The sequence below is a fragment of the Plantibacter cousiniae (nom. nud.) genome, assembly GCF_977070315.1.
This window is the reverse complement of record NZ_CDRVEU010000003.1, coordinates 459,166-480,185: the sequence shown is the minus strand read 5'-3', so window position 1 is coordinate 480,185 and position 21,020 is coordinate 459,166. Positions and strand designations below refer to the sequence as shown.

Sequence of the window (21,020 nt, the reverse complement as noted above, 5' to 3'; positions counted from 1 at the left end):
TATGAATAGCGGCTTTACCCACATCACCGTGCTGCTTGAAGAAGCCGTGGAGGCTCTCGCGGTGCGCGCCGATGGCTGCTACCTGGACGGCACGTTCGGGCGTGGCGGGCATAGTCGTCTGATACTCAGCCAGCTGGGCCCAGAGGGTCGGCTCTTGGGATTCGACAAGGACCCTCAAGCGATTGCCACCGGGCAAGCGCTAGCGGCCGAAGACGGCCGCTTTGTCATTGTGCAGCGCAGCTTTGCCGAATTGGGATCCGAGACTCAGGAACGCGGTTTGGCGGGCAAGGTCAGTGGCATTCTGCTGGATCTGGGTGTGTCGTCCCCGCAGCTGGATGATCCCGAGCGCGGTTTCAGCTTCATGAACGACGGTCCTCTGGACATGCGCATGGACCCGACCCGTGGCGTGAGCGCTGCCGAGTTCATCGCGACTGCACCGGCTGAAGAAATTGCCCGCGTTTTCAAGGAATACGGCGAAGAGCGATTTGCCAAGCGGATGGCCAAAGCGGTCGTCGCGCGCCGCGAAGTCCAGCCTTTCGAGCGCACAGCCGATCTGGCAGAAGTGCTCAAGGTCGCCAACCCTGCCTGGGAAAAGGGCAAGAATCCTGCAACGCGTGCCTTTCAGGGCCTGCGTATTCACGTAAACAACGAATTGGGCGATCTGGAAGCCGGCCTCGAAGCGGCTCTGGATGCGCTGGAAGTGGGCGGCCGTCTGGTCGTCATCAGCTTTCACTCGCTGGAAGACCGCATCGTAAAGTTGTTCATGCGCAAGCTCGCCAAGGGCGAAGCCGACAACATGCCGCGCAATCTGCCGATCCAGTTCAAGCCGTTCGAACCGAAAATCAAAATTCACGGCAAGGCCCAGTTCGCCTCTGATGTCGAAACCAAAGCCAACCCGCGCTCGCGCAGTGCTGTCATGCGTGTAGCGGAGAAGCTCAGGTGAGCCGTCTGTTTCTGAAACCTCTGCCCGGCGGCAGCTTCATTATGCTGCTGCTGTTCATTGCTGTCCTGATTTCGGCGATTGGCGTTTCCTATAGCGCACATTGGAATCGTCAACTGCTCAACTCGCTGTATTCGGAAATGAGCGTGCGCGACAAGGCGCAGGCAGAGTGGGGCCGGCTGATTCTTGAGCAGAGCACCTGGACTGCACACAGCCGTATCGAGACTCTGGCCACCGAACAACTGAAGATGCGCATCCCGAGCGCTGCCGAAGTACGGATGGTGGCGCCATGATGAAGCTCGATGGCGCTCTTTATCCGTGGCGTTTTCGCGTAGTCGTAGGGCTGCTGGTATCCCTCGTGCTCGCCATTTGCTGGCGCATCGTCGACCTGCAGGTCATCGACCATACCTTTCTTAAAGAGCAAGGCGATGCACGCAGCCTTCGGCATATCCCTATTCCGGCGCACCGTGGCCTGATCACCGACCGTAACGGCGAGCCGCTGGCGGTCAGTACTCCGGTGACGACGCTGTGGGCCAACCCGCGTGAAATGCAGCAGGACAAGTCCAAGTGGCCGATGCTGGCCGCCGCGCTGGGTCAGGATCTCAAGGCATTGACCGAGCGCCTGGACTCGCAGGCAAACAAGGAATTCATCTATCTGGTCCGTGGCCTGACGCCAGAGCAGGGCCAGTCGGTCATCGACCTGAAAGTACCGGGTGTCTACGGCATCGAAGAATTCCGCCGCTTTTATCCGGCCGGCGATGTCACCGCACACATGGTCGGCTTTACCGACCTTGATGACCATGGCCGCGAAGGCGTCGAGCTGGCGTATGACGACTGGCTCGCCGGTGTGCCTGGCAAACGTCAGGTCATCAAGGACCGGCGCGGTCGACTGATCAAGGATGTTCAGGTCACCAAGAATGCCAAGGCCGGAAAGACCTTGGCTTTGTCCATTGACCTGCGCCTGCAGTACCTTGCGACCCGTGAACTGCGCAATGCCATCGTCGAGAACGAGGCTAAGGCCGGCAGCATGGTGATCATGGACGTCAAGACCGGTGAGGTGCTGGCGATGGTCAACCAGCCGACCTACAACCCGAACAACCGCCGCACCATGGTGCCTGCCGCCATGCGCAACCGGGCCATCATCGACGTGTTCGAACCTGGTTCGACCATGAAGCCGATCTCCATGACCGCGGCGCTGGACAGTGGCCGCTGGAAGCCGACCGACAAGGTCGAGGTTTATCCGGGCACCCTGCAGATCGGCAAATACACGATTCGTGACGTGACCAAGACCGAAGGCCCGATCCTCGATCTGACCGGCATTCTGATCAACTCCAGTAACGTCGGCATGAGCAAGGTCGCGTTCGATGTGGGCGGTGAGGCGATCTTTCGTGCCATGCAGCGCGTCGGTTTCGGTCAGTACACCGGCCTCGGCTTCCCTGGCGAGCGCGTCGGCAACCTGCCCAACTATCGCGAATGGCGCAAGGCTGAAACCGCCACGCTGTCCTATGGCTACGGCTTGTCGGTCACGGCTTTGCAGCTGGTGCATGCCTACGGCGCGCTGGCCAACAATGGCCGCATTGTGCCGTTGACCATTCTGAAAACAGATAAAGAGCCGGAATCGACCCAGGCCATTCCGGAGAAAACCGCCAAGACCCTGCAAGGCATGTTGCAGCAGGTTATCGAGGACCCGCGCGGCGTCTATCGCGCCCGTGTACCGTCCTACCACGTCGGTGGCAAGAGTGGTACGGCGCGCAAGACGTCCATCGGTACCAAGGGCTACGCGGAAAACTCCTATCGCTCGCTGTTCGCCGGGTTCGGCCCGATCAGTAACCCGCGTTACGCCATCGTGGTCGTCATCGACGAGCCGAGCAAGGGTGGTTACTACGGTGGTCTGGTTTCGGCCCCGGTATTCAGCAAGGTCATGTCCGGCACGTTGCGTCTGATGAACGTGACGCCGGACAACCTTGCGCCACCTGAACAAGTCAACGCCGCACCGGCAGCCAAAGGAGGGCGTGGTTGATGGCCTTTAATCTGAGCAAGATTTTCGCTCACACCGACCGCGATGCGCTGATTCGCGAGTTGACTCTCGACAGTCGCAATGTCCGTCCGGGTGATCTGTTTCTAGCCATACCGGGTATCAAGGTCGATGGCCGTGCGCATATTGCCGACGCGCTCAAGCGTGGCGCGGCGGCTGTGGCGTACGAAGTCGAAGGCTCGACCGTTCTGCCGATCACTGACGTGCCGCTGATCCCGGTCAAGGGGCTCGCCGCGCAGTTGTCCGATATTGCCGGCCGCTTCTACGGCGACCCGAGTCGCAGTCTGAATCTGGTAGGTGTTACCGGCACCAACGGCAAGACCAGCGTCACCCAGCTGGTTGCGCAGGCGCTTGATGCGCTGGGTCAGCACTGCGGCATCGTCGGCACACTGGGCACAGGATTCTACGGCGCGCTGCAAAGCGGCCGTCATACCACGCCTGACCCGATTGCCGTTCAGGCGACGCTGGCCGATCTGAAAAAGGCCGGTGCGCGCGCAGTGGCGATGGAAGTGTCGTCTCATGGGCTGGATCAAGGGCGGGCGACGGCGCTGGCGTTTGATGTGGCGGTGCTGACCAATCTGTCCCGTGATCACCTGGATTATCACGGCACCATGGAAGCGTACGCTGCCGCCAAGGCCAAGCTGTTTGCATGGTCCAACCTGAAATGCCGGGTAATCAACCTGGATGATACTTTCGGTCGTGAACTGGCCGGTATCAAGCAAGAGTCTCGGTTGATCACCTATAGCCAGCTGGATAGCTCGGCCTACCTGTATTGCCGCGATGCGAAATTCGATGATGATGGCGTGCGCGCTACGTTGGTCACGCCTCAGGGCGAGCATTTCCTGCGCAGCAGCCTGCTGGGTCGCTTCAACCTGAGCAACGTGCTGGCTGCGGTCGGCGCTTTGCTGGGCCTGGATTACGCGCTGGACGAAATTCTCAAGGTGCTGCCGAAACTAGAAGGCCCGGTCGGGCGCATGCAGCGTCTGGGTGGTGCCGACAAGCCGCTGGTGGTTGTCGATTACGCGCATACTCCGGATGCGCTGGAAAAAGTCCTCGAAGCACTGCGCCCGCACGCCAAAGGCCGTCTGTTGTGCCTGTTCGGCTGCGGCGGTGATCGTGATCGCGGCAAGCGTCCGCTGATGGCTGAAGTGGTCGAACGCCTGGCAGACGGTGCGTGGGTCACCGACGACAACCCGCGCTCCGAATCGCCAGCCAGTATTTTTGACGATATTCGCCCTGGCTTCGCTGCTGCGGAACAGGTGCGTTTCATCGAAGGTCGCGGTCAGGCCATTGCCGAACTGATTGCCAGCGCCAATGCCGATGACGTCGTAGTGCTCGCCGGCAAGGGCCACGAGGACTATCAGGAAATCAATGGTCAGCGGCAGCCATTCTCCGATTTGCAAGAAGCCGCCAACGCGCTTGCCATATGGGAGCCTGCAAATGCTTAAGCCAATGACCTTCAGCGAACTGGTTGTACCACTCGATGCGCGTCTGGTCGGGGGCGACTGCAGCTTTTCCGGCGTGAGCACCGACAGCCGTGGCATCGAGCCAGGCCAGCTGTTCGTAGCCCTGACCGGGCCGCGTTTTGACGGTCATGAATACCTCGATCAAGTGGCTGCCAAAGGCGCGGTCGGTGCTCTGGTCGAGCGCGAAGTGCAGGGCGCCGCATTGCCGCAACTGGTCGTGCTGGATACCCGCAAGGCGCTTGCCCAACTGGGTGCCATGAATCGCAATGCATTCGTCGACCGGCCGGTTGCTGCAGTCACCGGCTCCAGTGGCAAGACCACGGTCAAGGAAATGCTCGCGAGCATCCTGCGCACGCGCGGCCCCGTGCTGGCGACCCGAGGCAACCTGAACAACGAATTGGGCGTTCCACTGACTCTGCTGGAACTGGCCCCGGAATACACGTCCGCTGTGATCGAGCTGGGTGCGTCGCGGGTCGGCGAGATTGCCTACACCGTAAGCCTCGCCAAGCCGCACGTCGCCATGATCACCAACGCTGGAACTGCCCACGTCGGCGAGTTCGGCGGCCCGGACAGAATTGTCGAAGCCAAGGGCGAGATTCTCGAAGGTCTCGGCGCGGGTGGTGCGGGTGGTACTGCAGTATTGAATCTGGAAGACAAGGCGTTTCCGATCTGGCGCAAGCGCGCCGGCGATCGCAATGTCCTGACCTTCGCACTGACCGACTCTGCGGCTGACGTGTACGCCAGCGAGCTGAGCCGTGATGCTCGGGGCTGCCCGGCTTTTACCCTCAACAGCCCGCTCGGCACTGCCCGGGTTCAGTTGAACCTGCTCGGCACACACAATGTGTCCAACGCCTTGGCCGCTGCGGCTGCGGGCTGCGCAATGGGTGTGCCGCTGGAAGGGATCGTCACCGGGCTGAACAACGTGCAGCCGGTCAAGGGCCGTGCCGTGGCGCAAATCGCCAGCAATGGCATGCGCGTCATCGATGACACCTACAACGCCAACCCTGCCTCGATCAACGCGGCCGTCGACATCCTCACCGGCTTCACCGGTCGTACCGTACTGGTGCTGGGCGACATCGGTGAGTTGGGCGAATGGGCCGAGCAGGGTCATCGCGAAGTGGGCGCCTATGCCGCTGGCAAGGTGTCGGCGCTGTATGCCGTCGGCCCATTGATGACTCACGCGGTCAGCGCCTTCGGCGAGCACGCTTACCACTTTGCCAGTCAGGCTGAACTGATCGCGGCGCTGGGCGCCGAGCAGAATCCTGATACCACTTTACTGATCAAGGGCTCGCGTAGCGCTGCGATGGAACACGTCGTGGCTGCCTTGTGCGGTTCTAGCCTGGAGAAACATTAATGCTGCTGCTGTTGGCCGAGTTTTTACAACAGTTCTACAAAGGCTTCGCGGTCTTTCAGTACCTGTCATTGCGCGGGATCCTTGGCGTGCTCACCGCCCTGACGCTGTCGCTGTGCCTGGGGCCGTGGATGATCCGCACCCTGCAGATGCGTCAGATCGGTCAGTCTGTGCGCAACGATGGTCCGCAATCGCACCTGTCCAAGTCGGGTACGCCGACCATGGGTGGGGCGCTGATCCTGTCGTCCATCGGTATCAGTACATTGCTGTGGGCTGACCTGAGCAACCGTTACGTATGGGTTGTGTTGCTGGTGACACTGTTGTTCGGCGCCATCGGGTGGGTCGATGACTACCGCAAGGTGATCGAAAAGAATTCCCGAGGCCTGCCGAGCCGCTGGAAGTATTTCTGGCAGTCGGTCTTTGGCCTCTGTGCAGCGATCTTCCTTTATACGACTGCACCGTCGGCGACTGAAACCACGCTGATCGTGCCGATGCTCAAGGATGTGCGTATCCCGCTGGGTATCGGTTTCATCGTGTTGACCTATTTCGTGATTGTCGGCTCCAGCAATGCAGTCAACCTGACTGACGGTCTGGATGGTCTGGCGATCATGCCGACTGTGATGGTAGGCGGTGCCTTGGGCATCTTCTGCTACCTGTCGGGTAACGTGAAATTTGCTGAATACCTGCTGATTCCCTACGTGCCGGGGGCGGGCGAGCTGATTGTATTCTCTGGGGCGCTGATTGGCGCCGGGCTCGGGTTCCTCTGGTTCAACACGTATCCGGCGCAGGTGTTCATGGGCGACGTCGGTGCGCTGGCACTCGGCGCGGCGCTGGGCACCATGGCGGTGATCGTTCGTCAGGAAATGGTCCTGTTCATCATGGGCGGCGTGTTCGTGATGGAAACCCTTTCAGTGGTCATTCAGGTTGCGTCTTTCAAACTTACCGGCCGCCGCGTATTCCGCATGGCGCCGATCCACCACCACTTTGAACTCAAAGGCTGGCCCGAGCCACGTGTGATCGTCCGTTTCTGGATCATCACCGTGATTCTGGTGCTCATTGGCCTTGCCACGCTGAAACTGAGGTAGAACGAGTGTCCCTGATCGTTTCCGACCGCTTCCGCATTGTCGTGGGTCTAGGCAAAAGCGGCATGTCCCTGGTTCGCTTCCTGGCGAACCAGGGCGTGTCCTTTGCCGTGGCCGACACGCGGGAGAATCCTCCTGAGCTGGCGACCTTGCGTCGCGACTATCCGCAGGTGGAAGTGCGTTGTGGCGAGCTGGACGTGGATTTCCTCTGCCGTGCCGATGAGCTGTACGTCAGCCCCGGTCTGGCCCTGGCGACCCCGGCCCTGCAGCAGGCTCACGCACGTGGCGTCAAACTGTCGGGCGACATCGAACTGTTCGCGCGTCACGCGAAGGCGCCGGTGATTGCCATTACCGGCTCGAATGCGAAAAGCACCGTGACGACACTGGTCGGCGAAATGGCTGCTGCCGCTGGAAAGCGTGTGGCGGTGGGCGGCAATCTCGGCACTCCGGCGCTGGACCTGCTCAGCGACGACGTCGAGCTGTACGTGATGGAGCTTTCCAGCTTTCAGCTCGAAACCACTGACCAGCTCAATGCCGAAGTGGCGACCGTGCTGAATATCAGTGAAGACCACATGGACCGTTACAGCGGCCTGCCTGCCTACCACCTGGCCAAGCACCGGATTTTCCGTGGCGCGCGGCAGGTGGTGGTCAATCGTCAGGATGCGCTGTCCCGTCCGTTGATTGGCGAAGGCCTGCCGTGCTGGACATTCGGCCTCAACAAGCCCGACTTCCATGGTTTCGGCCTGCGTGAAGAGAACGGCGAAAAGTACCTGGCGTTCCAGTTTGAAAACCTCATGCCGGTACGTGAGCTGAAAGTGCGTGGTGCGCACAATCAGTCCAACGCGCTTGCCGCCCTGGCCCTGGGGCATGCGGTCGGCCTGCCGTTCGACGCCATGCTCGCCAGCCTGCGCGAGTTCACTGGTCTGGAGCATCGCTGCCAGTGGCTGCGCGAGCACGAAGGCGTTCATTACTACAACGACTCCAAAGCCACCAACGTGGGTGCCGCGCTGGCTGCCATCGAAGGTCTGGGCTCTGATATCGACGGCAAGCTGGTGCTGATCGCCGGCGGCGATGGCAAAGGCGCTGATTTCAGTGGTTTGCGCGCGCCAGTCGCCGAGCATTGCCGCGCGGCGGTCTTGCTCGGACGTGATGCCCAGCTTATTGCCCAGGCATTGGGCGACGCTGTCCCGCTGGTGCATGTCGACACCGTCCAGGCGGCTGTCGAGCACAGCGCAAAACTGGCTCAGCGTGGCGATGCTGTATTGCTTTCTCCTGCATGCGCCAGCCTGGACATGTTCAAGAATTATGAAGAGCGCGGACGTGTGTTCGCGCAGGCAGTGGAGTGCTTGTCATGATCTTCGGTGTGATCAAGCCTTATCCATCGCCACTGATCAGTGGGCGAGGCATCGACCTGGACTTCCCGATGCTGGTCGGCTGCCTGGCGCTGCTCGGCCTTGGCCTGGTGATGATTACCTCGGCCTCGTCGGAAGTTGCCGCCGTACAGTCCGGTAACACGCTGTACATGATGACCCGTCACCTGGTTTATCTGCTGATCGGTCTGGGTGCCTGTGGCGTGACCATGATGATTCCGGTCGCCACCTGGCAACGCCTGGGCTGGATGATGCTGCTTGGCGCGTTCGGCCTGTTGCTGCTGGTACTGGTGCCGGGAATCGGGCGTGAGGTAAACGGTTCGATGCGCTGGATCGGTTTCGGCGCGTTCAACGTGCAGCCGTCGGAAATCGCCAAGGTATTCGTAGTGATCTTCCTTGCCGGCTACCTGATTCGTCAGCAGCAGGAAGTTCGCGAAAGCTGGATGGGCTTTTTCAAGCCGTTCATCGTGCTGCTGCCGATGGCCGGTCTGCTGCTCATGGAACCTGACTTCGGTGCGACCGTGGTAATGATGGGCTCGGCGGCAGCCATGCTGTTTCTCGGCGGTGTCGGCCTGTTCCGCTTCTCGCTGATGGTGGTGCTGGCGGTCGCTTCTGTGGTGGTGCTGGTCCAGGCCCAACCTTACCGGATGGCGCGTCTGACCAACTTTACCGATCCGTGGGCCGACCAGTTCGGTTCCGGCTATCAATTGACCCAGGCACTGATCGCCTTCGGTCGCGGCGAGTGGTTCGGCGTCGGGCTGGGCAACAGCGTGCAGAAGCAGTTCTATCTGCCGGAAGCGCACACCGACTTCGTGTTCTCGGTACTTGCAGAAGAGCTGGGCGTGGTGGGTTCGCTGATCACCGTCGCGCTGTTCCTGTTCGTCAGTATTCGCGGCATGTACATCGGCATGTGGGCCGAGCGCGCCAAGCAGTTCTTCGGTGCCTATGTGGCCTACGGCCTTTCGTTCCTGTGGATCGGTCAGTTCCTGATCAACATCGGTGTGAACGTCGGTCTGCTGCCTACCAAGGGGCTGACCCTGCCGTTCCTCAGCTACGGCGGCAGCTCGCTGGTGATCTGCTGCGCGAGCCTCGGGCTGCTGCTGCGCATCGAGTGGGAATCGCGCAACAACATGGGCAGTGAAGAAGCCGAGTTCAAGGAAAGCGACTTCGCCGAGGACACACCCCATGGACGCTAACGTGCTGATCATGGCAGGCGGGACCGGCGGGCATGTATTCCCGGCGCTGGCCTGTGCGCGCGAGTTCCAGGCACGCGGCTACAAGGTCCATTGGCTGGGCACGCCGCGTGGTATCGAAAACGAACTGGTGCCGCAGGCCGGTCTGACGCTGCACCTGATCAACGTTACCGGTCTGCGTGGCAAGGGCCGCTTGTCGCTGCTCAAGGCGCCGTTCATGTTGCTCAAGGCCCTGATGCAGGCACGCAAGGTTGTGCGTGAGGTGAAACCGGTCTGCGTGGTCGGCTTCGGTGGCTACGTCACCGGCCCTGGCGGTCTGGCGGCGAAGCTGGCAGGCGTACCGTTGATCATTCACGAGCAGAATGCCGTTGCCGGTACCGCCAACCGCAGTCTGGCCTCGTTCGCCAGCCGGGTGTGCGAAGCGTTCCCGAACACCTTTGCGGATTCATCCAAGCGTCGCACCACCGGCAACCCGGTGCGTGTCGAGCTGTTTCTGGAAACACCGCGTCAGGCCCTGGCCGGACGCAAGGCTCGTCTGCTGGTACTGGGCGGCAGCCTGGGCGCGGAGCCGTTGAACAAATTGCTGCCCGAGGCGCTGTCTCAGCTGCCTCAGGACATCCAGCCCGAAGTGTTTCATCAGTCGGGCAAGAATCATGACGCAGTCACCGCCGAGCGCTATCGCAACGTGGGCGTCGAGGCGCAGGTTGCGCCATTCATACAGAACATGGCCCAAGCCTATGGCTGGGCCGATCTGGTGGTCTGCCGCGCAGGCGCATTGACCATCAGCGAACTGGCCGCCGCCGGCCTGCCGTCGTTGCTGATACCGCTGCCCCACGCGATTGATGACCATCAGTCACGTAACGCTGACTATCTGGCTCGCGAAGGCGCAGCCTTCGTCATGCCGCAAGCGACAACTGGCGCCGCCGAGATGGCAGCACGCCTGAAAGAGGTTTTGATGCAACCCGAACAATTGAACAGCATGGCCCGCACTGCACGCAGCCTGGCCATGCCTGATGCAACCAGCACTGTCGTCAACGTCTGTGTGGAGGTGGCCCATGGTTGAGAATCAACGCGCCATGCCACAACCTGAAATGCGCCGTATCCGTCGTATCCACTTCGTCGGTATCGGCGGTGTCGGCATGTGCGGGATCGCCGAGGTGTTGTTGAACCTGGGTTACGAAGTCTCGGGCTCCGACCTGAAGGGCTCGGCCGTGACCGAGCGCCTGGAGTCGTTCGGCGCACAGATTTTTATCGGCCATCGTGCCGAGAACACCATCGGTGCCGACGTGCTGGTAGTGTCCAGTGCCGTCAACACCTCCAACCCGGAAGTGGCCACCGCGCTGGAGCGCCGCATTCCGGTCGTACCGCGTGCCGAGATGCTCGCCGAGCTGATGCGTTATCGCCACGGCATCGCTGTTGCCGGTACGCACGGCAAGACCACCACCACCAGCCTGATCGCTTCGGTATTCGCTGCCGGCGGCCTGGACCCGACCTTCGTGATTGGCGGCCGTCTCAACGCGGCGGGCACCAATGCGCAGCTGGGCACCAGCCGCTACCTGATCGCCGAAGCCGATGAAAGCGACGCCAGCTTCCTGCACCTGCAGCCTCTGGTCGCTGTGGTCACCAATATCGACGCCGATCACATGGCGACCTACGAAGGCGACTTCAACAAACTGAAGAAGACCTTTGTCGAGTTCCTGCACAACCTGCCGTTCTACGGGCTGGCGGTGATGTGCATCGACGATCCGGTGGTGCGTGAAATTCTGCCGCTGGTCAAGCGTCCGACGCTGACCTATGGCTTCAGCGAGTCTGCCGATATACGTGCAATCAATGTGCGTCAGGACGGCATGCTGACATTCTTCACCGTACTGCGCCGCGACCGCGAGCCGCTGGATGTGTCGGTGAACATGCCCGGCAATCACAACGTACTCAACTCGCTGGCGACCATCGCCATCGCCACCGACGAGGGCGTCAGCGACGAGGCTATCGTTCAGGGCCTTTCCGGGTTCCAGGGCGTCGGTCGGCGCTTCCAGGTCTACGGCGAGCTGCCGGTTGACGGCGGCAACGTGATGCTGGTCGATGACTACGGTCACCATCCGCGCGAAGTCGCTGCCGTTATCAACGCTGTGCGTGGCGGCTGGCCTGACCGTCGTCTGGTGATGGTCTACCAGCCACACCGTTTCAGTCGCACCCGTGACCTGTACGACGATTTCGTGCAGGTGCTGGCGGACGCCAATGTGCTGCTGCTGATGGAAGTCTACCCGGCCGGTGAAGAACCGATTCCTGGTGCGGACAGCCGCAACCTGTGCCACAGCATTCGTCAGCGTGGCCAGCTGGACCCGATCTACATCGAGCGTGGTGTCGAGCTGGCGCCGCTGGTCAAGCCGCTGTTGCGTGCCGGCGACATCCTGTTGTGTCAGGGCGCTGGCGACATCGGTGGTCTTGCGCCACAGCTGCTGAAAAGCCCACTGTTCGCCGGTGCCAAAGTGGCCCCCACCGAAGGGAAGCTGAAATGACAGCCGTCGCCCAGTCGTCCCTGCGCTCGACACTCGAGCCGAAAAGCTTCGGCCGTGTCGCCGTGCTCTTCGGTGGCAAGAGTGCCGAGCGGGCGGTCTCGCTGAACTCGGGTAATGCCGTGCTCGGCGCGTTGCTCGAGGCTGGTGTGGATGCGTTCGGCATCGATGTGGGCGATGACTTTCTGCAGCGACTGGTCAGCGAGAAAATCGACCGTGCCTTTATCGTTCTGCACGGACGTGGCGGTGAAGACGGCACCATGCAAGGCCTGCTGGAATGCCTGGAAATCCCTTATACCGGCAGTGGCGTACTGGCTTCTGCCCTGGCGATGGACAAGTTGCGCACCAAGCAGGTCTGGCAGAGTCTCGGCCTCGCCACACCGCTGCATGCCGTTCTTGAAAACGAGAGTGATTGTATTTGCGCCGTGACGGAACTGGGCCTGCCTTTGATCGTCAAACCGGCCCATGAAGGTTCAAGTATCGGTATGGCAAAGGTGAGCAGCGTCGATGAATTGATCGCCGCCTGGAAAGCCGCCAGTACCTACGATTCGCAAGTATTAGTCGAACAGTGGATTCAGGGACCTGAGTTCACTGTGGCGTCTCTGCGTGGCCAGGTGTTGCCTCCCATCGGCCTGGGCACTCCTCATAGTTTTTATGATTACGATGCCAAGTACCTGGCGTCCGATACCCAGTATCGGATTCCGTGCGGACTTGGCGATGCGCAGGAACAGGAACTCAAACAACTTGCAGCACGTGCTTGCGATGCCATCGGCATTGCAGGCTGGGCGCGCACGGATGTCATGCAGGACGCACAAGGCAAGTTCTGGTTACTGGAAGTTAATACTGTACCCGGCATGACCGATCACAGTCTGGTGCCTATGGCGGCCCGTGCGGCAGGTCTGGATTTTCAACAACTGGTGTTGGCGATTCTGGCCGACAGCGTTCAGGCGAGAGGTTAAGGCATGTACGGCGCGTCGACACGTCCTCAGCCACCTGCTCCCGGCCGCAACAAGCCGGTGCCGCGCGGCGCCAGCCGTATGGTGGCCAAGGAGCCCTTGTCGGCGCGCCTGCCCAAGGCCAACTTCAGTTTTCTGAAGCGTCTGCTCTGGCCTGTGCTGTTGGTGGTTCTGGGCTTCGGTACTTATGAGGCAGCACAGCGTCTGCTGCCGTACGCCGACCGCCCGATCACCCGCATCAACGTGCAGGGCGATTTGAGTTACATCAGCCAGCAGGCTGTGCAGCAGCGGATTGCGCCTTATGTGGCGTCGAGCTTTTTCAAGATCGATCTGGCTGCCATGCGCACCGAGCTTGAGCAGATGCCATGGATCGCGCACGCCGAGGTCCGTCGTGTATGGCCGGATCAGGTCGTGATTCGTCTTGAAGAGCAGTTGCCGGTTGCCCGTTGGGGCGATGAAGCGCTGTTGAATAACCAGGGGCAGGCTTTCACACCGCGTGAACTGTCCAATTACGAACATCTTCCCCAGTTGTTCGGCCCGCAGCGGGCCCAGCAGCAGGTGATGCAGCAGTATCAGGTGTTGAGTCAGATGTTGCGCCCGCTGGGCTTCTCCATCGTGCGCCTGGAGCTGCGCGAGCGTGGCAGCTGGTTCCTGACGACAGGTGCCGGTAGTGCTGGCCCGGGTATCGAGTTGTTGCTTGGACGCGACCACCTTGTCGAAAAAATGCGCCGCTTCATCGCGATTTACGACAAAACGCTGAAAGACCAAATAACGAATATCGCGCGCGTCGACTTGCGTTACTCCAACGGCCTTGCGGTCGGTTGGCGCGAACAGGCAGCGCCGGCGACGGAAAAACCCGCCGTCGCGAAGAATTGATAAGAGGCAGGACCATGGCAAATGTGCAAAGCGGCAAAATGATCGTCGGGCTGGATATCGGTACCTCCAAGGTGGTGGCACTGGTAGGCGAAGTCGCGGCCGATGGCTCGCTGGAAATCGTGGGTATCGGTACCCATCCCTCCCGCGGCCTGAAGAAGGGCGTGGTGGTGAATATCGAATCGACCGTGCAGTCGATCCAGCGCGCAATCGAAGAAGCGCAGTTGATGGCCGGCTGCCGTATCCACTCGGCATTTGTTGGTGTGGCAGGCAGCCACATTCGCAGCCTGAACTCACACGGCATCGTGGCGATTCGTGATCGCGAAGTCAGCTCTGCGGATCTGGAGCGTGTGCTCGATGCTGCTCAGGCGGTGGCCATTCCTGCCGACCAGCGCGTGCTGCACACCTTGCCTCAGGATTACGTGATCGATAATCAGGAAGGCGTGCGTGAGCCCCTGGGCATGTCCGGCGTACGTCTGGAAGCCAAGGTTCATGTGGTGACCTGTGCGGTGAACGCGGCGCAGAACATCGAGAAGTGCGTACGTCGCTGCGGGCTGGAAGTCGACGACATCATTCTCGAACAGTTGGCCTCGGCGTATTCCGTGCTGACCGATGACGAGAAAGAACTGGGTGTCTGCCTGGTGGACATCGGTGGCGGCACCACCGACATCGCGATCTTCACCGAAGGCGCCATTCGCCACACAGCGGTCATCCCGATTGCGGGTGATCAGGTGACCAACGACATCGCCATGGCGTTGCGCACTCCGACCCAGTACGCCGAAGAAATCAAGATTCGTTATGCCTGTGCGCTGGCCAAGCTGGCCGGTGCAGGCGAAACCATCAAAGTGCCGAGCGTGGGCGACCGTCCTCCTCGCGAGCTGTCGCGTCAGGCCCTGGCCGAAGTGGTCGAGCCTCGTTACGACGAGCTGTTCACCCTGATCCAGGCCGAACTGCGCCGCAGCGGCTACGAAGACCTGATCCCGGCCGGCATCGTGCTGACCGGGGGCACAGCGAAAATGGAAGGTGCGGTCGAACTGGCCGAGGAAATCTTCCACATGCCGGTTCGCCTGGGCGTACCGCACAGCGTCAAAGGGCTCGCTGATGTCGTCCGCAACCCGATCTACTCAACCGGCGTAGGCCTGTTGATGTACGGGCTGCAAAAACAATCGGATGGCATTTCGCTGTCCGGGATTGTCGGCAACAGCAGCTACAGCGACGAAACCAAGGCACCGGTGCTTGAGCGTATCAAGCGTTGGGTGCAGGGCAATTTCTAAGTTTCAACGTTCAACGGTTTCACAGCTTCAGATTCAGGGCTTCACCAGCAGTATCGGCAGGCAGTAGGCAAAACTAACTAGAAAGCGGAAGGAGAGAGAAAATGTTCGAACTCGTAGACAACGTCCCGCAAAGCCCGGTTATCAAGGTTATCGGCGTAGGCGGTGGTGGCGGCAACGCTGTCAATCACATGGTCAAGAGCAACATCGAAGGCGTGGAATTCATCTGCGCCAACACCGATGCTCAGGCGCTGAAAAACATCGGCGCGCGGACCATTCTGCAGCTGGGCACCGGCGTGACCAAGGGCCTTGGCGCTGGCGCCAATCCTGAAGTCGGTCGTCAGGCCGCACTGGAAGATCGTGAGCGCATTGCAGAAGTTCTGCAGGGCACCAACATGGTCTTCATCACCACTGGCATGGGCGGCGGTACCGGTACCGGTGCAGCACCGATCATTGCTGAAGTGGCCAAGGAAATGGGCATTCTGACGGTCGCAGTCGTGACCCGTCCGTTCCCGTTCGAAGGTCGCAAGCGTATGCAGATCGCCGATGAAGGCATCCGCATGCTGTCCGAAAGCGTCGACTCGTTGATCACCATTCCCAACGAGAAGCTGCTGACCATCCTCGGTAAAGACGCCAGCCTGCTGTCGGCTTTCGCCAAGGCTGACGATGTACTGGCCGGTGCCGTTCGCGGTATCTCCGACATCATCAAGCGTCCGGGCATGATCAACGTCGACTTCGCCGACGTGCGTACCGTGATGAGCGAAATGGGCATGGCGATGATGGGCACTGGCTGCGCTAGCGGTCCTAACCGTGCACGTGAAGCGACCGAAGCGGCGATCCGCAACCCGTTGCTCGAAGACGTCAACCTGCAGGGCGCTCGCGGCATCCTGGTCAACATCACTGCCGGTCCTGACCTGTCTCTAGGTGAGTACTCGGACGTGGGTAGCATCATTGAAGCGTTCGCTTCCGAGCACGCGATGGTCAAGGTCGGTACCGTTATCGATCCGGACATGCGTGACGAGTTGCACGTGACCGTGGTTGCCACCGGCCTGGGCGCGAAAATCGAGAAACCTGTCAAGGTCATCGACAACACGCTGCAGACCACCCAGCAGGCTCCTGCGCAGCAGGCGTCCCGTCAGGAAGCACCGTCGGTCAACTACCGTGACCTGGATCGTCCTACCGTGATGCGCAATCAGGCACACGCAGGCGCTACAGCAGCGGCGAAGATGAATCCAAACGATGATCTCGATTACCTGGACATCCCGGCTTTCCTGCGTCGTCAGGCCGATTGATGAAATGTATCAGGGGTATTAGGGTGATTGGTGTTCAGCAAAGGCATGGTCTGCTATCATCGCCAGCCTTTGTTGATACCAGTTCGCAACTTGCGCTGAAGCGGCCCATGCCATGATAAAACAACGCACCCTGAAAAATATTATCCGTGCCACAGGTGTAGGCCTGCACTCCGGGGAGAAGGTTTACCTGACCCTCAAGCCCGCACCTGTGAATACCGGCATTGTGTTTTGCCGAGCTGACCTTGACCCCGTCGTGCAGATCCCTGCGCGTGCGGAAAACGTCGGTGACACCACTCTGTCGACCACTCTGGTCAATGGTGATGTCAAAGTCGACACGGTAGAACACTTGCTCTCGGCCATGGCTGGCCTTGGCATCGATAACGCCTACGTCGAGCTCTCTGCCTCCGAAGTTCCTATCATGGACGGCAGCGCAGGCCCTTTCGTATTCCTGATTCAATCGGCAGGCCTGGAAGAACAGGACGAGCCGAAGAAATTCATCCGTATCCTGCGTGAAGTCACAGTCGAGGAGGGCGGTAAACGCGCTACTTTTGTGCCTTTCGAAGGGTTCAAGGTCAGTTTCGAGATCGATTTCGATCACCCCGTCTTCCGTGACCGCACCCAGAGTGCAAGCGTGGACTTTTCCAGTACTTCCTTCGTGAAGGAAGTCAGCCGTGCCCGGACCTTCGGGTTCATGAGTGATATCGAGTACCTGCGCAAGCACAACCTCGCACTCGGCGGCAGCGTGGAAAACGCCATCGTGGTCGACAAGGACGGTGTACTGAACGAAGACGGCCTGCGTTACGAGGACGAATTCGTTAAACACAAAATCCTCGACGCCATCGGTGACCTCTACCTGCTGGGCAACAGCCTGATTGGTGAGTTCCGGGGTTTCAAATCGGGGCATGCACTGAACAACCGTCTGCTGCGCACGTTGATCGAGCAGAAAGACGCTTGGGAAGTGGTGACTTTCGAGGATGCCAGTACGGCACCTATTTCTTACATGCGTCCTGTCGCGGCCGTGTAAGCAAGCTTTACTCTCTTTCCTTTTGTTCTTTAAAGGCTGCCCTCGGGTGGCCTTTTTTTATGGGTTTTTCAGGGGAAGTCAGTGCTGGCGGCGATCAGGCAGGGTTACTTCCTGTCCTTTGCATGGCTGGCCAGTCTTTCCAGTGCGGCACGCAAGCGCGGATCGGTGATGCCTTCAGCGGTGGCCTGAATGTTTTCGGCAGCCACTGCCGACAGGTCGATGGTGTGCGTGGCAGCTCCGCGTGGCGCTTCAGGCGGCTGCACCTTGAACACAATGCGGGTCAGGTTGATGAATTCGTCGAAGGCCATCATTTGCCGGTGCAGGCGTTTCTGCTGGTAGCGCAGGCGTGTGGCCCAGTGACCGTCCGTCACGATCAGCAACAAGATACCTTCGCGCCACGATGCCACGCGACAATGCTCCCGGGCCGCTGGTTGCAACTGGCTTTCGAGCAGGCGCTGCAAGTGGCTGAGTCGCTCGGCGTGACGAAATATAGCCTTCAGGGGCTTGGCTTCACGCAGCAAAACCGCGGGCGGGCGGGCGTTCAGAGGACGAAAGGCCATGGAGGGATGCCTGGGTAACAAGATGAACATCTTAACAGAAAGCGTTCTGACGGCTGCTTTTCAGGGCATTTCCGTGCTTTCATATGCAAATCAATGAGTAACTTCCCCGGATAACGGGTTGAAGTGCTTGAAAATGGCCCCATTGTAAACCTGCCCCGTCACAGCGCTGTGCCAGCATCGTGGAATAACGCCACTTTCCTCACCATCGTTTCCGGGTAGAATGCTCGTTCGCATGCGGCCATCTGGGCTGCACGGGCGACTCACGGGGCCGCCCTCCATTCCTATGTGTGGAAGATCCTGTCGATATGTTTGCGCCTTTGTTGAAAAAACTTTTTGGAAGCAAGAACGAGCGTGAAGTAAAACGCATGCTCAAGACGGTACAGATCGTCAATGCCTTCGAAGAGCAAATGGTGGCCCTTTCGGACGAGCAACTGCGCGCCAAGACCGAAGAGTTCAAGGCCCGCATAGCCAAAGGCGAGACCCTCGATCAATTGCTCCCTGAAGCCTTTGCTGTCGCTCGTGAAGCGGGCAAGCGTGTCATGGGCATGCGCCACTTCGACGTACAGTTGATCGGCGGCATGACCCTGCACGAAGGTCAGATCGCGGAAATGCGTACCGGTGAAGGTAAAACCCTGGTCGGTACGCTGGCTGTCTACCTCAACGCATTGTCCGGCAAGGGCGTTCACGTGGTTACCGTGAACGATTACCTCGCTCGCCGCGATGCCAACTGGATGCGTCCGCTGTACGAATTCCTCGGCCTGACCGTAGGCATCGTCACGCCATTCCAGCCGCCGGAAGAGAAGCGCGCCGCCTACGCTGCCGATATCACTTACGGCACCAACAACGAATACGGTTTCGATTACCTGCGCGACAACATGGCGTTCAGCATGGACGACAAGTTCCAGCGCGAACTCAATTTCGCCGTGATCGACGAAGTCGACTCGATTCTGATCGACGAAGCGCGTACGCCGCTGATCATCTCCGGTCAGGCTGAAGACAGTTCCAAGCTGTACACCGAAATCAACCGCCTGATCCCCAAGCTCGAGCAGCATATCGAGGAAGTGGAAGGCGAAGTCACCAAGCCGGGTCATTTCACCGTTGACGAGAAAACCCGTCAGGTCGAGCTGAACGAAGCCGGTCACCAGTTCATCGAGGAAATGCTCACCGAAGTCGGCCTGCTGGCTGAAGGCGAGAGCCTCTATTCGGCGCATAACCTGGGCCTGCTGACTCACGTCTATGCCGGTCTGCGGGCGCATAAGCTGTTCAATCGCAACGTCGAATACATCGTTTCCGACGGTCAGGTGCTGCTGGTTGACGAGCACACCGGCCGTACCATGCCGGGTCGTCGCCTCTCCGAGGGCCTGCATCAGGCTATCGAAGCCAAGGAAAACCTGAACATTCAGGCCGAAAGCCAGACCCTGGCATCGACCACGTTCCAGAACTACTTCCGTCTGTACAACAAGCTGTCCGGCATGACCGGTACGGCCGACACCGAAGCGTTCGAATTCCACCAGATCTACAACCTGGCCGTGATGGTCATCCCGCCTAACAAGCCTTTGGCGCGCAAGGACTTCAACGACCTCGTCTACCTGACGGCGGAAGAGAAGTACGCCGCCATCGTCACCGACATCAAGGCCTGCCTTGCAGAAAACCGTCCGGTGCTGGTGGGTACAGCGACCATCGAAACTTCCGAGCACATGTCCAGCCTGCTCAACAAGGAAGGCATCGAGCACAAGGTTCTGAACGCCAAGTTCCACGAGAAAGAAGCGGAAATCATTGCGCAGGCCGGTCGTCCGGGTGCATTGACCATTGCCACCAACATGGCCGGTCGTGGTACTGACATCCTGTTGGGCGGCAACTGGGAAGTCGAGGTCGCCAATCTGGAAGACCCGACTCCGGAGCAGATCGCGCAGATCAAGGCTGACTGGCAGAAACGCCATCAGCAGGTGATCGAAGCGGGCGGTCTGCACGTCATCGCCTCCGAGCGCCACGAATCGCGCCGTATCGACAACCAGCTGCGCGGTCGTGCCGGCCGTCAGGGCGACACCGGCTCCAGCCGTTTCTACCTGTCGCTCGAAGACAGCCTGATGCGCATCTTTGCCTCTGACCGGGTGAAGAACTTCATGAAGGCGCTGGGCATGCAGTCCGGTGAGGCCATCGAGCATCGCATGGTGACCAACGCCATCGAAAAAGCGCAGCGCAAGGTGGAAGGTCGCAACTTCGACATCCGCAAGCAATTGCTGGAGTTCGATGACGTTGCCAACGAACAGCGTAAAGTGATTTATCACATGCGTAACACGTTGCTGGCCGCCGAGAACATTGGCGAGACCATTGCCGACTTCCGTGAAGAAGTGCTCAACAACCTGATCAGCCAGCATATTCCGCCACAATCCCTGCCGGAGCAGTGGAATGTTGCCGGTCTGGAATCGGCGCTCAACACCGACTTCGCGGTTCAACTGCCGATCCAGCAGTGGCTCGACGAAGACGACAACCTGCACGAAGACAGCCTGCGCGAAAAAATCATGGCGCAGCTGCTGGTGGCTTACAACGAGAAGGAAGACCAGGCCAGCGCCGAAGCCCTGCGTTCCTTCGAGAAGCAGATCCTCCTGCGCGTGCTGGACGACCTGTGGAAAGATCACCTGTCGACCATGGACCACCTGCGTCACGGTATCCACCTGCGTGGTTACGCTCAGAAGAACCCTAAGCAGGAATACAAGCGCGAGTCCTTCACGCTGTTCCAGGAACTGCTCGATTCGATCAAGCGCGATACTATCCGTGTGCTTTCGCATGTTCAGGTTCGCCGCGAAGATCCAGAGGAAGAAGAAGCACGCCTGCGTCAGGAAGCCGAAGAGCTGGCCAGTCGCATGCAGTTCGAACACGCGCCTGCACCAGGTATCGAGCAGCCGCTGCTCGACGAAGAGGGTGGCGAAGCGCCTGTTGCCGTTGCATCCGAGCCGGTTCGCAACGACCAGAAACTGGGCCGCAACGAGCTGTGCTGGTGTGGTTCGGGCAAGAAATTCAAACACTGTCACGGCCAGATCAACTAAGCCTTTGACTGTGTAATACCTGCGCCGCGACCGGCTTGCCCGTCGCG

17 protein-coding genes are annotated in these 21,020 nt (G+C 60.0%); 16 read left to right on the top strand and 1 reads right to left on the bottom strand.

Features of this window, described 5'->3' with window-relative positions; genetic code table 11:
• Position 1 precedes the first annotated feature (1 nt).
• The 15 genes from rsmH to lpxC all read left to right on the top strand — a co-directional run bounded on the left by rsmH (position 2) and on the right by lpxC (position 17,366).
• Positions 2-943 (top strand): 16S rRNA (cytosine(1402)-N(4))-methyltransferase RsmH, encoded by a 942-nt coding sequence (gene rsmH / locus ACW55A_RS08940; protein ID WP_498810961.1) that lies wholly within the window; start codon positions 2-4, stop codon positions 941-943.
• Positions 940-1,233: a cell division protein FtsL gene (ftsL, locus tag ACW55A_RS08935; protein ID WP_003340690.1), complete on the top strand. Its 294-nt coding sequence runs from the start codon at positions 940-942 to the stop codon at positions 1,231-1,233. The genes rsmH and ftsL overlap by 4 nt, the downstream gene beginning before the upstream one ends.
• A complete protein-coding gene (locus tag ACW55A_RS08930; protein WP_498810882.1) occupies positions 1,230-2,960 on the top strand; it encodes a peptidoglycan D,D-transpeptidase FtsI family protein in 1,731 nt (576 codons plus the stop codon). Before ftsL ends, ACW55A_RS08930 begins: the two co-directional genes overlap by 4 nt.
• Complete coding sequence (locus tag ACW55A_RS08925; protein WP_122266510.1) at positions 2,960-4,423, top strand: UDP-N-acetylmuramoyl-L-alanyl-D-glutamate--2,6-diaminopimelate ligase; 1,464 nt, start codon at positions 2,960-2,962, stop codon at positions 4,421-4,423. The genes ACW55A_RS08930 and ACW55A_RS08925 overlap by 1 nt, the downstream gene beginning before the upstream one ends.
• Positions 4,416-5,795 (top strand): UDP-N-acetylmuramoyl-tripeptide--D-alanyl-D-alanine ligase, encoded by a 1,380-nt coding sequence (locus ACW55A_RS08920; RefSeq protein WP_455808436.1) that lies wholly within the window; start codon positions 4,416-4,418, stop codon positions 5,793-5,795. Before ACW55A_RS08925 ends, ACW55A_RS08920 begins: the two co-directional genes overlap by 8 nt.
• Positions 5,795-6,877 (top strand): phospho-N-acetylmuramoyl-pentapeptide-transferase, encoded by a 1,083-nt coding sequence (mraY, locus tag ACW55A_RS08915; RefSeq protein WP_003431468.1) that lies wholly within the window; start codon positions 5,795-5,797, stop codon positions 6,875-6,877. The genes ACW55A_RS08920 and mraY overlap by 1 nt, the downstream gene beginning before the upstream one ends.
• 5 nt (positions 6,878-6,882) lie before the next feature.
• Positions 6,883-8,229, top strand: a complete 1,347-nt coding sequence (gene murD, locus ACW55A_RS08910) for a UDP-N-acetylmuramoyl-L-alanine--D-glutamate ligase (protein WP_044308992.1) — start codon at positions 6,883-6,885, stop codon at positions 8,227-8,229.
• A complete protein-coding gene (ftsW, locus tag ACW55A_RS08905) occupies positions 8,226-9,440 on the top strand; it encodes a putative lipid II flippase FtsW (protein ID WP_003431463.1) in 1,215 nt (404 codons plus the stop codon). The genes murD and ftsW overlap by 4 nt, the downstream gene beginning before the upstream one ends.
• On the top strand, positions 9,430-10,500 hold the full coding sequence (gene murG / locus ACW55A_RS08900; protein ID WP_003431460.1) for an undecaprenyldiphospho-muramoylpentapeptide beta-N-acetylglucosaminyltransferase: 1,071 nt from the start codon (positions 9,430-9,432) through the stop codon (positions 10,498-10,500). The genes ftsW and murG overlap by 11 nt, the downstream gene beginning before the upstream one ends.
• The gene (murC, locus tag ACW55A_RS08895; RefSeq protein ID WP_003431458.1) at positions 10,493-11,953 is read left to right on the top strand and encodes a UDP-N-acetylmuramate--L-alanine ligase; all 1,461 of its coding nucleotides are present in this window, start codon (positions 10,493-10,495) and stop codon (positions 11,951-11,953) included. Before murG ends, murC begins: the two co-directional genes overlap by 8 nt.
• Positions 11,950-12,909, top strand: a complete 960-nt coding sequence (locus ACW55A_RS08890; protein ID WP_080479853.1) for a D-alanine--D-alanine ligase — start codon at positions 11,950-11,952, stop codon at positions 12,907-12,909. Before murC ends, ACW55A_RS08890 begins: the two co-directional genes overlap by 4 nt.
• 3 nt (positions 12,910-12,912) lie before the next feature.
• Positions 12,913-13,782: a cell division protein FtsQ/DivIB gene (locus tag ACW55A_RS08885; RefSeq protein WP_003364019.1), complete on the top strand. Its 870-nt coding sequence runs from the start codon at positions 12,913-12,915 to the stop codon at positions 13,780-13,782.
• Between the two features lie 14 nt (positions 13,783-13,796).
• Complete coding sequence (ftsA, locus tag ACW55A_RS08880; RefSeq protein WP_003364017.1) at positions 13,797-15,053, top strand: cell division protein FtsA; 1,257 nt, start codon at positions 13,797-13,799, stop codon at positions 15,051-15,053.
• A gap of 101 nt (positions 15,054-15,154) precedes the next feature.
• Entirely contained in the window at positions 15,155-16,342 is a 1,188-nt protein-coding gene (ftsZ, locus tag ACW55A_RS08875) for a cell division protein FtsZ (protein ID WP_002555041.1), read from the top strand.
• 112 nt (positions 16,343-16,454) lie between these two features.
• Positions 16,455-17,366 (top strand): UDP-3-O-acyl-N-acetylglucosamine deacetylase, encoded by a 912-nt coding sequence (gene lpxC / locus ACW55A_RS08870; RefSeq protein WP_003364012.1) that lies wholly within the window; start codon positions 16,455-16,457, stop codon positions 17,364-17,366.
• Between the two features lie 104 nt (positions 17,367-17,470).
• Here the strand turns inward: lpxC and ACW55A_RS08865 are convergent, their stop codons facing one another.
• The gene (locus tag ACW55A_RS08865; protein ID WP_455808437.1) at positions 17,471-17,926 is read right to left on the bottom strand and encodes a DUF721 domain-containing protein; all 456 of its coding nucleotides are present in this window, start codon (positions 17,924-17,926) and stop codon (positions 17,471-17,473) included.
• Between the two features lie 305 nt (positions 17,927-18,231).
• Here ACW55A_RS08865 and secA point away from each other — a divergent pair, with 305 nt between their 5' ends.
• On the top strand, positions 18,232-20,973 hold the full coding sequence (secA, locus tag ACW55A_RS08860) for a preprotein translocase subunit SecA (RefSeq protein WP_003431453.1): 2,742 nt from the start codon (positions 18,232-18,234) through the stop codon (positions 20,971-20,973).
• Positions 20,974-21,020 lie beyond the last annotated feature (47 nt).